General features: G+C 34.9%; 17 protein-coding genes. 6 read left to right on the top strand and 11 right to left on the bottom strand.

Annotated elements, in window-relative coordinates; all coding sequences use genetic code 11:
• Positions 1–35 precede the first annotated feature (35 nt).
• A complete protein-coding gene (locus V7719_RS01120; protein WP_335728012.1) occupies positions 36–749 on the top strand; it encodes a tRNA1(Val) (adenine(37)-N6)-methyltransferase in 714 nt (237 codons plus the stop codon).
• Here the strand turns inward: V7719_RS01120 and V7719_RS01115 are convergent, their stop codons facing one another.
• A complete protein-coding gene (locus V7719_RS01115) occupies positions 750–1,628 on the bottom strand; it encodes a dimethylarginine dimethylaminohydrolase family protein (RefSeq protein ID WP_335728011.1) in 879 nt (292 codons plus the stop codon).
• Entirely contained in the window at positions 1,629–2,936 is a 1,308-nt protein-coding gene (locus V7719_RS01110) for an amino acid permease (RefSeq protein WP_335728010.1), read from the bottom strand.
• 73 nt (positions 2,937–3,009) lie between these two features.
• Between V7719_RS01110 and V7719_RS01105 the strand changes: the two genes are divergently transcribed.
• The 3 genes from V7719_RS01105 (at position 3,010) to V7719_RS01095 (ending at position 6,503) form a co-directional block, all read left to right on the top strand.
• A complete protein-coding gene (locus tag V7719_RS01105) occupies positions 3,010–4,098 on the top strand; it encodes an SRPBCC family protein (protein ID WP_335728009.1) in 1,089 nt (362 codons plus the stop codon).
• A 102-nt stretch (positions 4,099–4,200) separates the two neighbouring features.
• Positions 4,201–5,379, top strand: a complete 1,179-nt coding sequence (locus tag V7719_RS01100) for an acyl-CoA dehydrogenase family protein (RefSeq protein WP_335728008.1) — start codon at positions 4,201–4,203, stop codon at positions 5,377–5,379.
• 227 nt (positions 5,380–5,606) lie between these two features.
• On the top strand, positions 5,607–6,503 hold the full coding sequence (locus tag V7719_RS01095; protein WP_335728007.1) for a metallophosphoesterase family protein: 897 nt from the start codon (positions 5,607–5,609) through the stop codon (positions 6,501–6,503).
• 5 nt (positions 6,504–6,508) lie between these two features.
• Here V7719_RS01095 and V7719_RS01090 read toward each other — a convergent pair whose 3' ends face one another.
• The 7 genes from V7719_RS01090 to trmB all read right to left on the bottom strand — a co-directional run bounded on the left by V7719_RS01090 (position 6,509) and on the right by trmB (position 11,400).
• Positions 6,509–6,841 carry a ferredoxin gene (locus V7719_RS01090; protein WP_335728006.1) on the bottom strand — a complete coding sequence of 111 codons (333 nt, stop codon included), beginning with the start codon at positions 6,839–6,841 and terminating at the stop codon, positions 6,509–6,511.
• A 32-nt stretch (positions 6,842–6,873) separates the two neighbouring features.
• The gene (locus tag V7719_RS01085) at positions 6,874–7,935 is read right to left on the bottom strand and encodes an NAD(P)/FAD-dependent oxidoreductase (protein ID WP_335728503.1); all 1,062 of its coding nucleotides are present in this window, start codon (positions 7,933–7,935) and stop codon (positions 6,874–6,876) included.
• A gap of 178 nt (positions 7,936–8,113) precedes the next feature.
• Entirely contained in the window at positions 8,114–8,356 is a 243-nt protein-coding gene (locus tag V7719_RS01080; RefSeq protein WP_335728005.1) for a NifU family protein, read from the bottom strand.
• A gap of 3 nt (positions 8,357–8,359) precedes the next feature.
• Complete coding sequence (locus V7719_RS01075) at positions 8,360–9,499, bottom strand: Mrp/NBP35 family ATP-binding protein (RefSeq protein WP_335728004.1); 1,140 nt, start codon at positions 9,497–9,499, stop codon at positions 8,360–8,362.
• 265 nt (positions 9,500–9,764) lie between these two features.
• The gene (locus V7719_RS01070; protein WP_335728003.1) at positions 9,765–10,094 is read right to left on the bottom strand and encodes an MGMT family protein; all 330 of its coding nucleotides are present in this window, start codon (positions 10,092–10,094) and stop codon (positions 9,765–9,767) included.
• On the bottom strand, positions 10,091–10,723 hold the full coding sequence (locus tag V7719_RS01065) for a lysine transporter LysE (protein WP_335728002.1): 633 nt from the start codon (positions 10,721–10,723) through the stop codon (positions 10,091–10,093). The genes V7719_RS01070 and V7719_RS01065 overlap by 4 nt, the downstream gene beginning before the upstream one ends.
• Before the next feature lie 2 nt (positions 10,724–10,725).
• The gene (trmB, locus tag V7719_RS01060; protein WP_335728001.1) at positions 10,726–11,400 is read right to left on the bottom strand and encodes a tRNA (guanosine(46)-N7)-methyltransferase TrmB; all 675 of its coding nucleotides are present in this window, start codon (positions 11,398–11,400) and stop codon (positions 10,726–10,728) included.
• 249 nt (positions 11,401–11,649) lie between these two features.
• Here trmB and V7719_RS01055 point away from each other — a divergent pair, with 249 nt between their 5' ends.
• Positions 11,650–12,579: a glycosyltransferase gene (locus tag V7719_RS01055; RefSeq protein ID WP_335728000.1), complete on the top strand. Its 930-nt coding sequence runs from the start codon at positions 11,650–11,652 to the stop codon at positions 12,577–12,579.
• Here V7719_RS01055 and V7719_RS01050 read toward each other — a convergent pair.
• Entirely contained in the window at positions 12,553–13,596 is a 1,044-nt protein-coding gene (locus V7719_RS01050; RefSeq protein WP_335727999.1) for a sensor histidine kinase, read from the bottom strand. The genes V7719_RS01055 and V7719_RS01050 overlap by 27 nt on opposite strands.
• The gene (locus tag V7719_RS01045; RefSeq protein ID WP_335727998.1) at positions 13,596–14,279 is read right to left on the bottom strand and encodes a response regulator transcription factor; all 684 of its coding nucleotides are present in this window, start codon (positions 14,277–14,279) and stop codon (positions 13,596–13,598) included. The genes V7719_RS01050 and V7719_RS01045 overlap by 1 nt, the downstream gene beginning before the upstream one ends.
• Positions 14,280–14,624: 345 nt before the next feature.
• Here V7719_RS01045 and V7719_RS01040 point away from each other — a divergent pair, with 345 nt between their 5' ends.
• A complete protein-coding gene (locus V7719_RS01040; protein ID WP_335727997.1) occupies positions 14,625–16,418 on the top strand; it encodes a T9SS type A sorting domain-containing protein in 1,794 nt (597 codons plus the stop codon).
• Positions 16,419–16,478 lie beyond the last annotated feature (60 nt).

The raw sequence follows: 16,478 nt of genomic DNA, 5'->3' as shown, positions 1-16,478 counted from the left end.
ATCGGTGCTCCTTCTGAATGACAAAACAATGAATTATGGACAAACCATTCCAATTCAAACAATTCTCAGTCAACCAAGACCAATGTGCCATGAAAATTGGTACAGATGGTGTGCTTTTAGGCGCATGGACAACAATTGAAAACAATCCATTTTCTATTCTAGACATAGGTGCAGGAACAGGTGTTCTATCATTAATGTTGGCACAACGCTGTGACGCTCAAGTTATCGAAGCTCTAGAGATTGACGACAAAGCGTACGAGCAATGTGTTGATAATTTTGAACAATCACCATGGAATGATCGCTTGTTTTGTTATCACGCATCATTAGAGGAATTCGCTGAAGAGATTGAAGACACATACGATTTGATAATTTGCAATCCGCCTTTCTACGCTGAAAACTATAAAACTAAAAGCGCACAACGTGATCTGGCACGATTTCAGGATGCAATGCCTTTTGAACATTTATTACAAAGTGCTGTAGCTTTACTTTCAGAAGACGGAATGTTATCAGTCGTTATACCATTTTCTGAAGAAGACCATTTTATAGAATTAGCGTCTAAAACCGGACTTTTTCCGAAGCGAAAAACACATGTCAAAGGCACACCTTCCGCAGAGACAAAACGCAGCCTTATAGAGTTCTCTTTTAAAGAATACGATCTAAATATTTCAGAATTAATCATTGAAACTACTCGTCATCAATATACAGATGACTATACCAATCTGACTAAGGATTTTTATTTGAAAATGTAGTTAATACCGTCGCAACAAAGGACGGGTCAAACAGGTTGGGCCTCCTCCTCCTTTTACACTAATTTCATCTCCCTTATAAGCAGTAACTTCACACCCTGCTTCTTCCAATAATTTTCTAGTTTGCGGATTACCATCAACCATTATGCATTTTCTTGATGCAATGGCCAATACATTACAACCCATAGATTCAAACTCTTCTTCTGGTACTTCAACCAATTCAAAACCTCTTTCAAGTAACTGATTTCTAAATTTAATAGGCATTAACGGCGAATAAACAACCGCCAAATTCTTATCAACTGGACTCAAAATTGACATTAAATGAAATACATCTTCTTTGCCTTTGTAATGTGGTAGTTCTACAACTATCACTTCTATTCCATTGGGCTCAAGATATTGTCTTAATTGTTTTATTCCGTCTACATTCGTTCTATACGTATGACCCACAGCTAATGTTTTTTCATCCAACCAAGCGACATCGCCTCCTTCCAGAGTTCCTGGAGCCGTTATTTCGCCAAGAATTGGAATATTACTTTTAAGGAATTGGAGTTTCTGAGATAGTGGTTCATTAATGCGTCCGCCTTTGCCCATATTACAAATGATCATTCCAAAATCTGTAGCAATGGAAGCATCTCTGCAATACACCGAATCAATTTTCACAGTAGCATCTTGTGAAAAATATTTCAATTCAATTTTTGAAGCCTTAAACAATTCTTCGAATGCTTTATACTCTTTAATTGACTTATCAAAATCTGGCCGAGATAAGTAATTAAGTTCCTGCCATTGCTCTACTAATTCATCATCAGAAACAAAAGCATTTTTTGCTGGTTTTATAAAAACAGATTGTAGGTTTAGATATTCTGAATGATGTGTCGTTTTCATTTATTTTTTTCTTTTATTCCACTGCATTAAAACATAGAATGGAATTCCTGCTAACAATAATAAAAACCCATAAAATACCGTTTCTGATCCTGATCCGAAAATTGCCCATATCGAATACGCAAAGCCTAAACTACCCAATACAAATGTTTTAAGAAAGCTATTAATGTGTGTTTTCTTTTCAATTAGGACAATTATATAGGACGCTGAAACAAAAAGATACGGCACTAAACAAGCAAGAACAGTTAGGTTTACAATAAATGTAAACTGTTCAACTAACCCATCAGAAATATTAAGTAGTAAGATTATTGTAGTCAATACACTCCCTATAACTATCCCAAATATTGGTGCTCCATTTTTATTCTCTCTAGCAAAAACTCTTGGAAACATTTTATCTTTGGCTACCGCCAAGGGTAGTTGAGCAGACATTAATATCCAACCATTCAAACATCCTATTGCAGAAATAGCGGCTCCTGCAGCCACAAAATAACCAGCATACTTACCGCCTATTATTTCTCCTGCTTCAGCAAAAGGCGCTGGTGAATTTGCTAAAACATCTACAGGTAAAATTCCAAATAAGACTATTGTACTCAAAATATAGACTAATACTACGATTATAGTCCCTAACATCGTTGCTCTAGGAATCGTTTTTTCAGGGTTTTCAACATTTTCTGCTGGTATTGTAGCGCCTTCTATACCTAAAAACGCATAGAGAGTTAATGCTGCAACTACTGGTATTGTAGCAAAATCACTTTCACCAGTTAAATTAAATGCTGGAAAATTATCACTATCAAAAAAGAAAATACCCGCTAAAATAACAAATGCTAATGGCAATAATTTTAGAACTGTAGTCACCACTTGCACCTTTCCAGTTGCTTTAATACCTCTAGAATTAACCCATGTAAAAAACCATATCATTCCTAATCCTACGCTAACTTTCAATATTGGGTCCGTATTTAACGCAGGAAAAAAGACACTTAAAGCACCTACAATTGCTAAAGCTAGTCCAGCGTTACTTATCCAACAAGATATCCAATATCCCCAAGCGACTAAAAAACCAATAAAATCTCCAAAACCAGCTTTTGAATACGTATAAGGGCCACCGCTTTTATTGACAATTATTTTACTGAAATTGCTAAATATTTTGGCAAGGATCAACGCTCCTGTTGCTGTGAACAGCCATCCTAAAATACTGATACTTCCATACGCCGCTAATGATGATGGTAACAAAAATATGCCAGCGCCAATAACGCCTCCAACTACTAATGACGTTGTGGTAATTAAACCGATCTTTTGTTCTTTTTTTGCCATTTATATTCTTTTAAAAAGATAGATTTAATTGTGTAAATTTAGGAGCGTCAACGAAAATACAATTATATTTTTTATGAAATCGAATTATTATATTGATCCAGATATCACAAAAGCAGAGACGTTACCTGCTTCTTTTTATAAAGACAAAGCAGCATATGAAACCACTAAAGAACTTGTTTTCTTGAAGTCTTGGCAGTGGATTGGCGATGAGAGTTTAGTTCCCTTTCCTCAGTCTGTACATCCTTTTGTATTGTTAGATGGATACCTAACAGAGCCACTAGTATTGACAAAAAATGAGCAAGGCGACATTAATTGTTTAACAAATGTATGCACACATAGAGGGAATCTTGTTGCTTTAAATCCGGGGAAATCTAAAAAATTAACTTGTTTTTACCATGGGCGACGATTCAATCTTAAAGGTGAATTTGAACATATGCCTGAATTTGAACAAACTGAAGATTTTCCCAGACCTTGTGACAACTTACATCAATTTCCATTAAAAAAATGGGGGCCTTTTTTGTTTGCAGGATTAAATCCAACTTTTGATTTTCAGCAGGTCATTGACAAAATGAATGAACGTGTAGGTTTCCTTCCTTTTAATGATTTTGAATATAATGCATCTCTATCTCAAGATTATTTAGTACACGCCAATTGGGCGCTTTACTGCGATAATTATCTAGAAGGTTTTCATGTTCCTTTTGTGCATCCTGGTTTAAATGCCGTATTGGATTATGGGAGCTACAAAACAGAAGTTTATGACTATTGTAATTTACAAATTGGATATACTGAGGAAGCTACTGAGGTTTTTGATTTACCAGAAAATCATATAGATTACGGAAAAAATGTTGGGGCTTATTACTATTGGGTATTTCCAAATATGATGTTTAATTTCTATCCATGGGGTTTATCTGTAAACATTGTAAAACCTTTGGATATGAATAGAACCAAAGTGTCCTTTCTATCCTATGTATTAGATCCAACAAAATTAAATCAAGGCGCTAGTCAAGATTTAGAGAAAGTCCAACGAGAAGATGAATTTGTTGTTGAAAATGTTCAAAAAGGCGTAAAATCCTCTTTTTATAAAGCAGGGCGATTTTCTCCAACAAGAGAACAAGGTGTACATCATTTCCATAGCTTATTAGCAAAGTTTTTAAATTCTTAAATCGCTTTCGTTTTTATTATTTATCAGCTAAAACCTCATCTTTAAATTGCCAACTGAAAACGTTTTCGTTACTTTTGTAATTCAATCAAATTAAACCACATAATGAAGCCAGATTTATTTGAAGCACCTGACTATTATAACCTTGATGAGTTACTTTCTGAAGAACATAAATTAGTGCGTGACGCAGCCAGAGACTGGGTGAAACGTGATGTTTCACCAATTATTGAGGAGTATGCACAAAAGGCTGAATTCCCAACTCAAATCGTTAAAGGTTTAGCTGAAATTGGTGCTTTTGGTCCTTATATTCCTGTTGAATATGGAGGTGCCGGATTAGACCAAATTTCTTATGGCCTAATCATGCAAGAAATTGAACGTGGTGATTCTGGTGTGAGAAGTACAGCTTCTGTACAATCGTCTTTAGTCATGTATCCCATTTGGAAATATGGTAACGAAGAACAACGTCAAAAATATTTACCAAAATTAGCTAGTGGAGAATGGATTGGAAGCTTTGGTTTAACAGAACCAGATCACGGAAGCAATCCTAGTGGAATGGTGACCAACTTTAAAGATATGGGTGACCATTATCTTTTAAATGGTGCTAAAATGTGGATTTCAAATTCGCCATTCTGTCAAATCGCAGTTGTTTGGGCTAAAGATGAAAGTGGGCGTATTCATGGTTTAATTGTTGAACGTGGAATGGAAGGATTCACTACACCTGAAACTCATAATAAATGGTCACTTCGTGCAAGCGCAACTGGTGAACTTATTTTTGATAACGTAAAAGTACCTAAAGAAAATTTATTACCTAACAAGTCTGGACTTGGAGCACCACTTGGTTGTTTAGATTCAGCACGTTTTGGTATTGCTTGGGGTGCTATTGGAGCGGCTATGGATTGCTATGATACTGCTTTAAGATATAGTAAAGAACGTATCCAGTTTGGGAAACCAATTGGACAGTTTCAATTACAACAAAAGAAACTAGCAGAGATGATTACAGAAATCACGAAAGCTCAATTATTAGCTTGGAGACTTGGTGTAATGCGTGAAAATGGAACAGCAACTTCTGCTCAAATTTCTATGGCGAAACGAAACAATGTGGATATGGCTTTGAAAATTGCTCGTGACTCAAGGCAAATGCTTGGTGGAATGGGAATTTCTGGCGAATATTCTATCATGAGACATATGATGAACTTAGAAAGTGTAGTCACTTATGAAGGGACTCACGATATACATCTACTAATTACTGGTTTAGACATTACAGGACTCAACGCCTTCAAATAGTGGCTGAGCCACATCTAACAAATCACTCAGATGTGTGGCTTTGTATAATAAGCGACATATAATTATTTCACTCTTGCGGAATCGTTATGTGCAAAATTCAAGAAATGCTTCTCACTCCTGAGAAGCATTTTTTATGATTACGTATTGTCTTTGAATAACTCTCGAAAAAATTGAATGAGGTATCTCAGGTTGATTAATTTCTGCTTATTTTAGTTGAAAGTTTATTCATGTCTTCAAAAAAGAGATTAGATCATGCTTATAAAAATGCTAAAGTTGTCAACTTTGATGACTCTAGTAAACTCATTCTGTTTAGCGATTGCCATAGAGGCGACAATAGTTTCGCTGATGATTTCGCGAATAACCGTAACATCTATTTTCATGCTCTAAAGCATTATTATGCTGAAGGTTTTAGTTATTGCGAATTAGGTGATGGCGACGAACTCTGGGAAAACCTATCTTTTGATTCCATCTTTAATGCACATAAAAATGTGTACATGTTGATGAAGTTGTTTCATGAGCAAGAACGACTGCATATGATTTGGGGAAATCACGATATGGTCTATCGCGATCCAAAATATGTTGAGAAATATTTATCAGCTTTTTTTGATCCTAAAACAGGTGAAAACGTTGAACTCTTTTGTGATCTCCAATACCATGAGGCCGTCATTTTAAAATATTCTGAAACAGGACAAGAATTATTCTTAACGCATGGTCATCAAGCCGATTGGTGGAACTATCTCTTCTGGAAATGGAGTCGGTTTATGGTTCGTGTGCTTTGGAAACCATTAAACGTTATGGGCATTGCTGATCCTACTAGTCCTGCGAAAAACTACAAAGAGTTGATAAAGGTAGAGCGACGCACAAAAAAATGGATTGCCGAAAATAATAATCTAATTACGATTGTTGGTCACACACACAGACCTCGTTTTCCAGAACCAGGAGACATCGCTTTTTTTAATGATGGAAGTTGTGTACACCCAAGAAGTATTACAGGTATAGAAATTGAAAATGGTGAAATCTCACTCATTAAATGGCAAATTGCTACTTCGGATGATGGTACGCTGAAGATTGTTAGAGTTTTGTTGGAAGGTCCTCGGAAATTAATAGACTATAAGACTGAATAAATTAATTACGATTCTGGAGCTAACTCAACCTCTAAACCTTCCATCTCTGATGTCATTTGAATCTGACAGCCTAAACGAGAATTATCTTTAACGTAAAATGCTTCGCTTAGCATGGCTTCTTCTTCATCATGCATTTCGGGAAGTTTATGATCAGAATTCACATAACACTGGCAAGAGGCACACATAGCCATGCCACCACAAATACCAATAGTGCCTTCTGGCGCTAATTCGTAAGAACGAACAACCTCCATGAGGTTCATCGCCATATCTGTAGGGGCTAACACGTCGTGAGTAACACCATCTCTATCTATTATTTTTATGTTTACGTCTTGTTCCATTTTATTAGTAATTAGTACCCCGTTGATAGTAATTATTCTATTGCTTTTACAACTGCTTTTGGCGCTTCTTTTCGAGTACCATCAAATCCATCGACTCCACTTACAGTTGTATATTTTAATACGTAACGTTTTCCTGGATTGATAATTTGGTAAGCCGCTTGACACATTAATGTCGCTTCATGGAAACCACATAAAATCAGTTTCAATTTCCCTGGATAGGTATTAACATCTCCAATTGCAAAAATCCCAGGAATATTAGTTTGATAATCTAACGCATTATTAACTACAATAGCATTTTTTTTAATCTCTAATCCCCAATTTGCAATAGGACCAAGTTTTGGCGATAGTCCAAAAAGTGGTATAAAATGATCACACTCTATCTCGAACTCTCTTTCAATATGTTGTGCTTGTTTTACAACAACGGCTTTCACCTTATTATCACCAACGATTCCAATAACTTCAGCAGGTGTAACAAGGTTTATTTTTCCATGGTTTTTTAATTCTTGAACTTTTTCTACGGAATCAAGATGTCCACGGAATTCATTACGTCTATGAATTAAAGTCACTTTACTCGCAACATCACTTAAAAAGATACTCCAATCTAATGCCGAATCTCCTCCACCTGAAATCACTACGTTTTTATCTCTATAGATTTCAGGGTCCTTAATGATGTACTCTACGCCTATATCTTCAAAATCGGTAATATTATGAATTAAGGGTTTACGAGGTTCAAAACTCCCTAACCCACCAGCAATAGCCACTACAGGCGCTTGATGTTTTGTTCCTTTATTGGTTGTCACAATAAATGTTCCGTCTTCTTGTTTCTCTATTGTTTCAGCGCGTTCACCAAGTGTATAACCTGGTTCAAATTGCTTAGACTGTTCTATTAATTTTTCGGTAAGATCACCTGCAAGAATTTCTGGGTAGGCAGGAATATCGTAAATCGGTTTTTTAGGATATATTTCTGAACATTGTCCGCCAGGTTGTGGCAAAGCATCAATTAAATGGCATTTTAATTTAAGCAGACCTGCTTCAAAAACTGTAAAGAGTCCTGTTGGTCCTGCACCAATAATGAGTATATCTGTTTTAATCATAGTAATGCCCATGACAATGGGTATCTCTTTAATTTAACTTTGATTTCTGATTACAAAGTTTTATGAATTTAATTCTAAATTTTATGACATTTATCAATTTGCGTGAAGGATTGAGGTTTTGTTGGAGCTCATCTTTGATAGCGACTACCGAAAGCCTGACCCTTGTGGTCACGCCAAACTAAGCCTCTATATTAACAACGTGTTCAATTTGAGGCGCATACTTTTTAATAGTCATTTCCACACCAGACTTGAGTGTCATTTGGTTCACACTACATCCAACGCAAGCACCTTGCAATTGCACTTTTACCAAATTATCATTTTCAATGGACAACAGTGAGATATCACCGCCATCACTTTGTAAAAACGGACGAATTTCATCCAATGCTTTTTCGACATTCAATCTTAGTTCTTCTGTACTCATGTTCTATTTCTTATTTACTGCTGAACATCCAGCCATCGTGGTTATCTTAATTGCTTCTGTTGGCGGCAAGTCATCATTACGTCTGACGACTTCTTCAACAACGTTTTGGGTTAACTTCTCAAAAGCTTGCTCTAATTCCGTTGCAGTTTGCAATGCTGCTGGTCGGCCAACATCTCCAGCTTCTCTTATGCTTTGCACCAAAGGTAACTCTCCTAAAAAACGTACGTTTAAGTCTTCAGCAAGATTTTTCGCCCCTTCCTTTCCGAAGATATAGTATTTATTATCGGGAAGTTCATCTGGAGTAAAATAAGCCATATTTTCAATAATACCCAACACAGGCACATTAATGCTTTCTTGTTGAAACATGGAAACACCTTTCTTGGCATCTGCCAGAGCCACATTTTGTGGTGTACTTACAATAACAGCTCCAGTAATTGGAAGTGATTGCATAATACTTAAATGAATATCTCCTGTTCCTGGAGGCAAATCCAATAACATAAAATCAAGTTCTCCCCAATCAGCATCAAAAATCATTTGATTTAAGGCTTTAGATGCCATTGGACCTCTCCAAACAACTGCTTGATCTGGTTTTGTGAAAAAACCAATAGAAAGAATTTTGACCCCATAGTTCTCTACAGGTTTCATTTTAGATTTTCCATCGACATTAGTTGCTAATGGTCGCTCTAATTCTACATCAAACATAATAGGCATTGATGGCCCATAGATATCTGCGTCTAAAATCCCAACTTTAAAACCCATTTTTGCTAAGGTCACAGCCAAGTTAGCGGTTACAGTAGATTTACCGACACCTCCTTTTCCTGAAGCAACGGCAATAATATTTTTAATTCCAGGGATAGTCTTCCCTTTAATCACATTAGGTGCAGATTTAGTTGGTGCATCAACTTTTATATTTACCTTAATTTTTGCTTTCTCATAAACCTTATCATGAATCGTTTTCATAATCTCGACTTCGGTTTTCTTTTTAGCCTGTAAACTAGGGTTTGTAATTGTAATATCAACAATAACCTCGTCAGCAAATGTGACCACATTCGTTACTGCTCCACTCTCTACCATATTTTGTCCTTCGCCAGGTGCAGAAATGGATTCGAGTGCTTTAAGTATATCTTGTTTATTTAATTTCATGTGTTTATACGTAATGTTTTTTAACGGTCACATGCTGTTCGCTATTAATCATTTCCTTCTATGATAATAGTTTTAACATGCTCGTTTCATAGCAATTTTTAAATTCTTGAATGTTTTATTCAGAATCATTCTAAATGCAAATATACTTAATAAAGCTTGAAGTTTAAAGTCTTGGGATTGCTATTTCTTATGGTGAGATTGCGTTGAATTATGGGAGTAAAAAACATCAAATAATGAGGTTCTGAAACAAGTTCAGAATAACGAGTTATAATTCTTTAGCTGGATCCCAATACACCCTTTCCAAATCTTGAATTTGATTCTCAATAACAGTAATACCTTCGCTTTCTAAAAGTTGCTGCATAAGGTTTGTACCATCGAAATGATGCTTTCCAGTAAGTAGCCCTTTTCGGTTTACAACACGATGTGCAGGTACATCTTTACCATGCGAACCATTCATTGCATATCCTACCATTCTGGCACTGCGTTTTGCTCCTAAGTAGTTGGCTATTGCACCATAGCTAGTAACTCTTCCGTAGGGAATGAGTTTCGCTACCACATAGACTTTATCAAAGAAATTTAAAGTCTCTGTCTTCATTTCCAATCCATGACTATGTTAATCAAAGTAATACCTGCTACAATTCCTGTAATTGTACCAATGATATAATTCATGTTTTTTTGCGATGTAAAGTTCTTATTCTTGATTTTATCAAAAAAGAATATGTAGACATACAACATTACAAAGGTTCCCATTGCCGCTCCTGTAACATAGGTAAGAATACTTGATTTTTCAAAATCAAACCATCCAAATCCAGCAATTGTAATGGTCATATAAGCGTGATAAGGAACTGGAAATACATTTATTGCCGATAAAAACATACCTTGAAAAAATCGACTTTGGCCACTTTTAGTATGAGCCTCTACTTCTGGTTTTGCAGGTACCTTCGCTACTAATAAATAATAGATGGTAATTAAAATGAAAATAACAAAAGCAACACGTTGTAAAATTTCAACAACATAATAATGATTGCTTAAATATCGTGCAAGCATTGCTGCAATATAGGTTTGCAAAAATACAATCAAACACACACCAATGGAAAAGACAATACCTCTATTAGCACCTTCCTTTAAACTTACTTTTGCTGCTGTCATATTCAATAAACCAGGAGGAACCACACCAACGAGTGCTATAATTAATCCGAGAAAAAAAATGACAGTAATGTTCAATTCTAACTAATTTTAAACCTAATATACGTAATTGGTTTGTTATGCTCTAAATACTGAGACTCGTAATAGGTTTGAATGCTGGTAACTTCATCAGGACTACCCTCTTGTTTATAAACATCATGATTGGCATACAAAACTTCATGACCTTCACCATGTAGGAGCCCGAGAGTATACCCATGCATAAACTCACTATCTGTTTTCAGATTAACCACACCATCTGGTTTTAAAATAGTTTTATAGCGTTTTAAAAAATCTGAATTTGTCATTCTATGCTTGGTACGCTTATATTTTATTTGAGGATCTGGAAATGTGATCCAAATTTCATCCACTTCATTCTCAGCAAATGCAAAGTCAACCAATTCTATTTGTGTACGTATAAAAGCAACATTTGTAATGTTTTCTTCGATTGCTGTTTTGGCACCTCTCCAAAATCGAGCACCTTTGATATCGATACCTATGAAATTTTTCTTTGGAAATTTCTTTGCTAATTCTAAAGAGTATTCTCCACGACCACATCCCAATTCTAATACCAAAGGATTATCATTTTTGAATACCGAGGTTCTCCAATGTCCTTTTAATTCATATTCTGAATTAACCAATTCATCTCGTTTTGGCTGAAACACATTCGTAAATGTTTCATTCTCTTTAAATCGCTTGAGTTTGTTTTTACTTCCCACTTTAAAAAATTAACACTTTGTTATTCTTAACATTTAAAGCGGTAAAATTAAGGAAACATTTTAACCTTATCTTTGTTTTTGAACATAGACTCATTAAAATAAAAAATACTGAAACAAGTTCAGCACAAGAAACGAATACTCATCGCGCCTTTAAATTGGGGATTAGGTCATGCAACGCGTTGTATCCCAATTATCAATGCACTAATTACACATCAGTTTGAACCTGTTATAGCAAGTGATGGTATTGCCTTGTCGCTTTTAAGAAAGGAATTCCCTGAATTAGAATCCATTGAACTTCCATCGTACAAAATCACCTATCCGAAAAAAGGAAAACACTTTAAATTAAAAATGCTACAGAATTCTCCTAAGATGGCAAAAGCCATTAAAGCAGAAAAAAAGAGTGTCGCTTCCATTATTGAAGATTACCACATTGATGGTATCATCTCTGATAACCGTTTAGGTATCCATAACAAAAAAATACCTTGTGTTTTTATAACACATCAACTTCAGGTTTTGAGCGGAAATACAACTTGGTTGAGCACAAAATTACATCAAAAAATTATCAAGCGTTTTCACGAATGTTGGGTACCCGATAATCTAGGAAATGTCAACCTAAGTGGGATATTAGGTCACACACATATGCATGAAATGCCTATAAAATTCATTGGTCCTTTAAGCCGGTTTTCAAAAGAAGATAGACCTATTAGATATGATGTAATGGTATTGCTTTCTGGCCCGGAACCTCAACGTACGTTTATAGAAGACCAGCTCCTCTGCGAGTTTAAGAAACATAAAGGCAAGGTAATTTTTGTTAGAGGTCTGATTGAAAAGGAGCAGCATATTTCCGAAGAAAACAACATGAGGGTTTATAATTTTATGACTTCTGAAGAATTAGGAAATGCGATTAACGAAAGTAAGACTGTTGTGGCTCGTTCTGGCTACACCACCATTATGGATTTAACAAAATTAAGTAAAAACGTATTTTTTATTCCTACACCTGGTCAATTTGAACAAGAATACCTTGCCGAACGATTAACCAATCTTGGTTATGCAGCAAGCTGTAAACAAAAGGATTTCACAATTGATAAGCTCAGTCAAATTTCAGAATATAAGGGATTGAGTATAATGGAATATGAGGTGAATTATAGAAAATTATTTCGCCTTTTCGAGGGTAAATGAAAACTCACTGCCAATACCTATTTCACTTTCAATGTAAATTTTTTCGTCATGAGCTTCAATAATATGCTTCACGATGGAAAGTCCAAGTCCGGAACCACCTTCTTTACGTGAACCACTTTTATCTACTCTATAAAAACGTTCAAATAAACGTGGTAAATTAGTTTCTAAGATCCCTTCACCATTATCTGTAACTCTCACAATAGCTTTGTTTTTGATGAGATCTTCTATACTGACTTCAGTAGTCCCTTTTTCTTCGCCATATTTTATAGAATTAACGATAAGATTTGTTAAGACTTGTTGGATACGTTCTCTGTCTGCCAAAACCATAATTGGCTCTGTGTATTCCATGTCGAAAATGAGAGATATTTTCTTCTTAGCAGCTTTCATTTCTAAGAGGTCAAACACGCTTTCTACTAATTCTACAATATTAAATGCTTCGATATTTAATCTCAAATCACCAACCTCTAATTTGGTAATCATATCCAAATCTTTGACGATGTATATCAAACGCTCTAAACCTTTGTTAGCTCTATTGAGATATTTTTCACTAACTTTTTTATCATCAATAGCACCATCTATTAATGTCAAGAGATAACCCTGAACTGTAAACAATGGTGTTTTTAATTCGTGAGACACATTACCTAAAAACTCCTTACGGTATTCCTCTCTTACTTTAAGCGTTTCTATTTCGAGCTTTTTGTCTTTGGCATACTTTTCAATTTCTTCGGTAAGCGTTGCCATATCTGTAGTTATAGGTTGTTTGCGCAAAGAACTAGATTCTAGAAGCGTTAAATCATCATAGATTTTTTTTACACGTCTGTAAATAAATCGTTCTACTCTGTATTGAATGACTATAAATGTTAGCACATAGGTAAAAACAGCGAAAGAGATTAAATAAAGGACGTCTACGGAATGAAGTATGTACAAAAAAACACTCGATAAGAACGTTAAAAAAATAGTGATATACAGTGATGTTATGAAAGAAAACCTGTATGTTTTTTTTAATTTGTTCTGCATCAATCTACAAATTTATACCCAACACCTTTAATAGTTTTAAATTTCTCATCTCCTATTTTCTCTCGTAACTTTCTAATGTGAACATCAATGGTACGGCCACCAACAACCACTTCATTTCCCCAAACTTTATCAAGGATTTCTTCTCGTTTAAAAACTTTATTAGGTTTTGTTGCTAACAAATATAGCAATTCAAACTCTTTTCTTGGCAGCACCATTTCTTCTCCCTTGATCATGATTTTGTACTCTTCCCTATTAACCGTTAGGTTTCCTATTTTAATGATATCTTCTACTTGTTCTTCGTCCTTAATACGTCTTAACAAGGCTTTTACCTTACTCACCAAAATTTTTGGCTTAATTGGCTTTGTAATATAGTCATCTGCACCAGCATCAAAACCAGCCATTTGTGAATAATCTTCACCTCTTGCTGTTAGAAACGTAATTATAGTATCACTTAAATCTGGAACTTTCCTAATAAGTTGACACGCTTCTATACCATCCATTTCAGGCATCATAACATCTAAAATAATGAGTTGAGGCTTCTCTTTTTTTGCTTTTTTTACGGCCTCAACACCATTTTCTGCAGTGATAATTTGATAGCCTTGAGAAGACAAATTATAACCAACAATCTCTAGAATATCTGGTTCATCGTCGACCAACAAAATTTTAATATCTCTCTCTTTCATGTGATACTATTTATTGCCTTTTTAAGGTTATATGCTACATCTATAAAATCATCTCCGAGTTCAATTGGATCTTATACTTATAGATGTTTCATTATTTTTAGTTTAAAAAACTTAGTGATGTAAAGATAAGATTAATAACAAAAATTCATACGAAAGCGATAATTGATAACATTAAGTTAACCTAAAAAAAACATTGTAACATTATTTTTTAGACATTTAAAAAACAATGTTATTTAATTGTAAAATACCGTTTTAGTAGTTAAAATATTCGTTATAAACACAAAAACTGAGTATATTTGATTGCTATTTTTATTAAATACTTAATTTTTAACAAACTATATAATTATGAAAAAACTTTACTTTTTATTTATTTTATTAATTTCTTTCGTTTCTTTTGGGCAAACTACTGTTTTCTCAGAATCTTTCGAAACAGATGGAAATGGTACTAGATATGCTTCTTCTGTTCCAGAATTTACTGATGGATCTGGAGATTTCTTTATAAGAACTGATGGCACAGGAATTAATACTTCATATGTAGTAACTGGCGAAGATGGTTCTTTTTACTTTGCAGCAATGGATACAGATGGAGATGGAAATCCTGCAACCATTACTATAGATTTTGACGATATTGACATCTCTACTTTTACCAATTTAACTTTTGCTATGCTTGTTGCTGAAGATGATGATGGCACAAATGAAGATTGGGATGATGGTTCTAGTTTTACTGTTGAAGTTGATATTGATAATTCTGGTATGTTTACCACGTTATTACAATTTGAAGCTATCGAATTGAGACCTGATGGCAGTTCAAGCTCTTCAAACAAAGAACCTGCTTTAGACACAGACAATGATGGTGTTGGAGACGGAACACGTTTAGCTCCAAATTTTCAAGAATTTACAGCTGCAATGAGCTCTGGTTCTCTTGTAGATATACGTCTTACTTTTACTGATTTAAAAAATGGAGATGAAGATATTGCTATAGATAATATTAGACTAATTGATGGTTTTGTTTCAAATCCTACCGTTAGTGTTACAGCTCCTGCTGACGGAACTGTATTTGCTCCTGGAACATCTTCTGTAGATGTAGAGTTTTCTGCTACAAATTTATCTGGAGGCGAGACATTTGATATAGATGTTAACGGTTCTCTTTTCACAGGCGTAACAAGCCCTTACCCTGTACCTACAGTAGATGGACAATCGTACAACATTACTGTTAACCTAATGTCTGGAGCCACTGTTTTAGATTTTGAAGGTGTAGATTTTAGTGTTGGTAATTTAATAACTGTAGCTGATATAACAGCTTTAAGAGCTGATGTAACAAATAATGGCCTTGGAAGATTTTATGAAATCACTAATGGCTCACTTGTAACTCACACTGATGGGTTTAGAGATAGAAAATGGATTCAAGACACAAATATCTCAGGAGTATTAATATATGATCAAGCAGATGTTTTAAACGCAAGTCCATATGCTGTTGGAGATATGGTAACTGGACTAAGAGGCACAACTGAAGAAAGTAATGGCATATTAAGATTTGTTCCTACTTCAGATTCTGGAACTCTTGCTTCTTCTGGAAATCCTGTAACACCACAAGTGGTTACTGTTCCTGCTTTTAATGCAGCACCAAATGATTATGAATCTGAGTTAATAGAGCTTCAAAATGTATCATTCCCAATTGGTGATGGAATGGAAATGTTTGCAACTGGACAAAATTATGATATTAATGATGGAGCTGAAAATACAATTATGCGTACAGATTTCTTTTCAGCAGATTATATAGGTACTATTATTCCTATGTCTACTACAACACTACCTCGTGTAATTGGTGTAGCAGGAGAATTTAATGGTACTTCACAAATTTATGTGAGAAGTCTTAGTGATTTAATATTAAGCACTCCTTCGTTCGAAACGACTGGGTTTAAGGTATATCCTAACCCAACAGCAACAGGATTTGTAAATATTGTAAGCGCAAACAATGAAAATATTGCTGTTACAGTTTATGATATCCTTGGAAAACAAGTAATCAGTGAAACTGTAAGTAACAACCGTTTAAATGTTTCTGCATTAAACACGGGTATTTACATCTTAAAGATTTCTCAAAATAACGCTTCGGTTACTAAAAAATTAGTGATTAAGTAATTCGTTATTATAAATAACTTTAAAAGCGTCCCGATAATTATCGGGACGCTTTTTGTTTTT

The organism is Psychroserpens sp., assembly GCF_036960315.1.
Classification (GTDB): Bacteria; Bacteroidota; Bacteroidia; order Flavobacteriales; family Flavobacteriaceae; genus Psychroserpens.
Note: the sequence above shows the minus strand (reverse complement) of the source record. Positions and strands in the feature narration are given on the sequence as shown.

Coding starts and splice junctions, on each gene's coding strand:
- V7719_RS01120 (WP_335728012.1), top strand. CDS start 36: ATGGACAAACCATTCCAATTCAAACAATTCTCAGTCAACCAAGACCAA.
- V7719_RS01115 (WP_335728011.1), bottom strand. CDS start 1,628: ATGAAAACGACACATCATTCAGAATATCTAAACCTACAATCTGTTTTT.
- V7719_RS01110 (WP_335728010.1), bottom strand. CDS start 2,936: ATGGCAAAAAAAGAACAAAAGATCGGTTTAATTACCACAACGTCATTA.
- V7719_RS01105 (WP_335728009.1), top strand. CDS start 3,010: ATGAAATCGAATTATTATATTGATCCAGATATCACAAAAGCAGAGACG.
- V7719_RS01100 (WP_335728008.1), top strand. CDS start 4,201: ATGAAGCCAGATTTATTTGAAGCACCTGACTATTATAACCTTGATGAG.
- V7719_RS01095 (WP_335728007.1), top strand. CDS start 5,607: ATGTCTTCAAAAAAGAGATTAGATCATGCTTATAAAAATGCTAAAGTT.
- V7719_RS01090 (WP_335728006.1), bottom strand. CDS start 6,841: ATGGAACAAGACGTAAACATAAAAATAATAGATAGAGATGGTGTTACT.
- V7719_RS01085 (WP_335728503.1), bottom strand. CDS start 7,935: ATGATTAAAACAGATATACTCATTATTGGTGCAGGACCAACAGGACTC.
- V7719_RS01080 (WP_335728005.1), bottom strand. CDS start 8,356: ATGAGTACAGAAGAACTAAGATTGAATGTCGAAAAAGCATTGGATGAA.
- V7719_RS01075 (WP_335728004.1), bottom strand. CDS start 9,499: ATGAAATTAAATAAACAAGATATACTTAAAGCACTCGAATCCATTTCT.
- V7719_RS01070 (WP_335728003.1), bottom strand. CDS start 10,094: ATGAAGACAGAGACTTTAAATTTCTTTGATAAAGTCTATGTGGTAGCG.
- V7719_RS01050 (WP_335727999.1), bottom strand. CDS start 13,596: ATGCAGAACAAATTAAAAAAAACATACAGGTTTTCTTTCATAACATCA.
- V7719_RS01045 (WP_335727998.1), bottom strand. CDS start 14,279: ATGAAAGAGAGAGATATTAAAATTTTGTTGGTCGACGATGAACCAGAT.
- V7719_RS01040 (WP_335727997.1), top strand. CDS start 14,625: ATGAAAAAACTTTACTTTTTATTTATTTTATTAATTTCTTTCGTTTCT.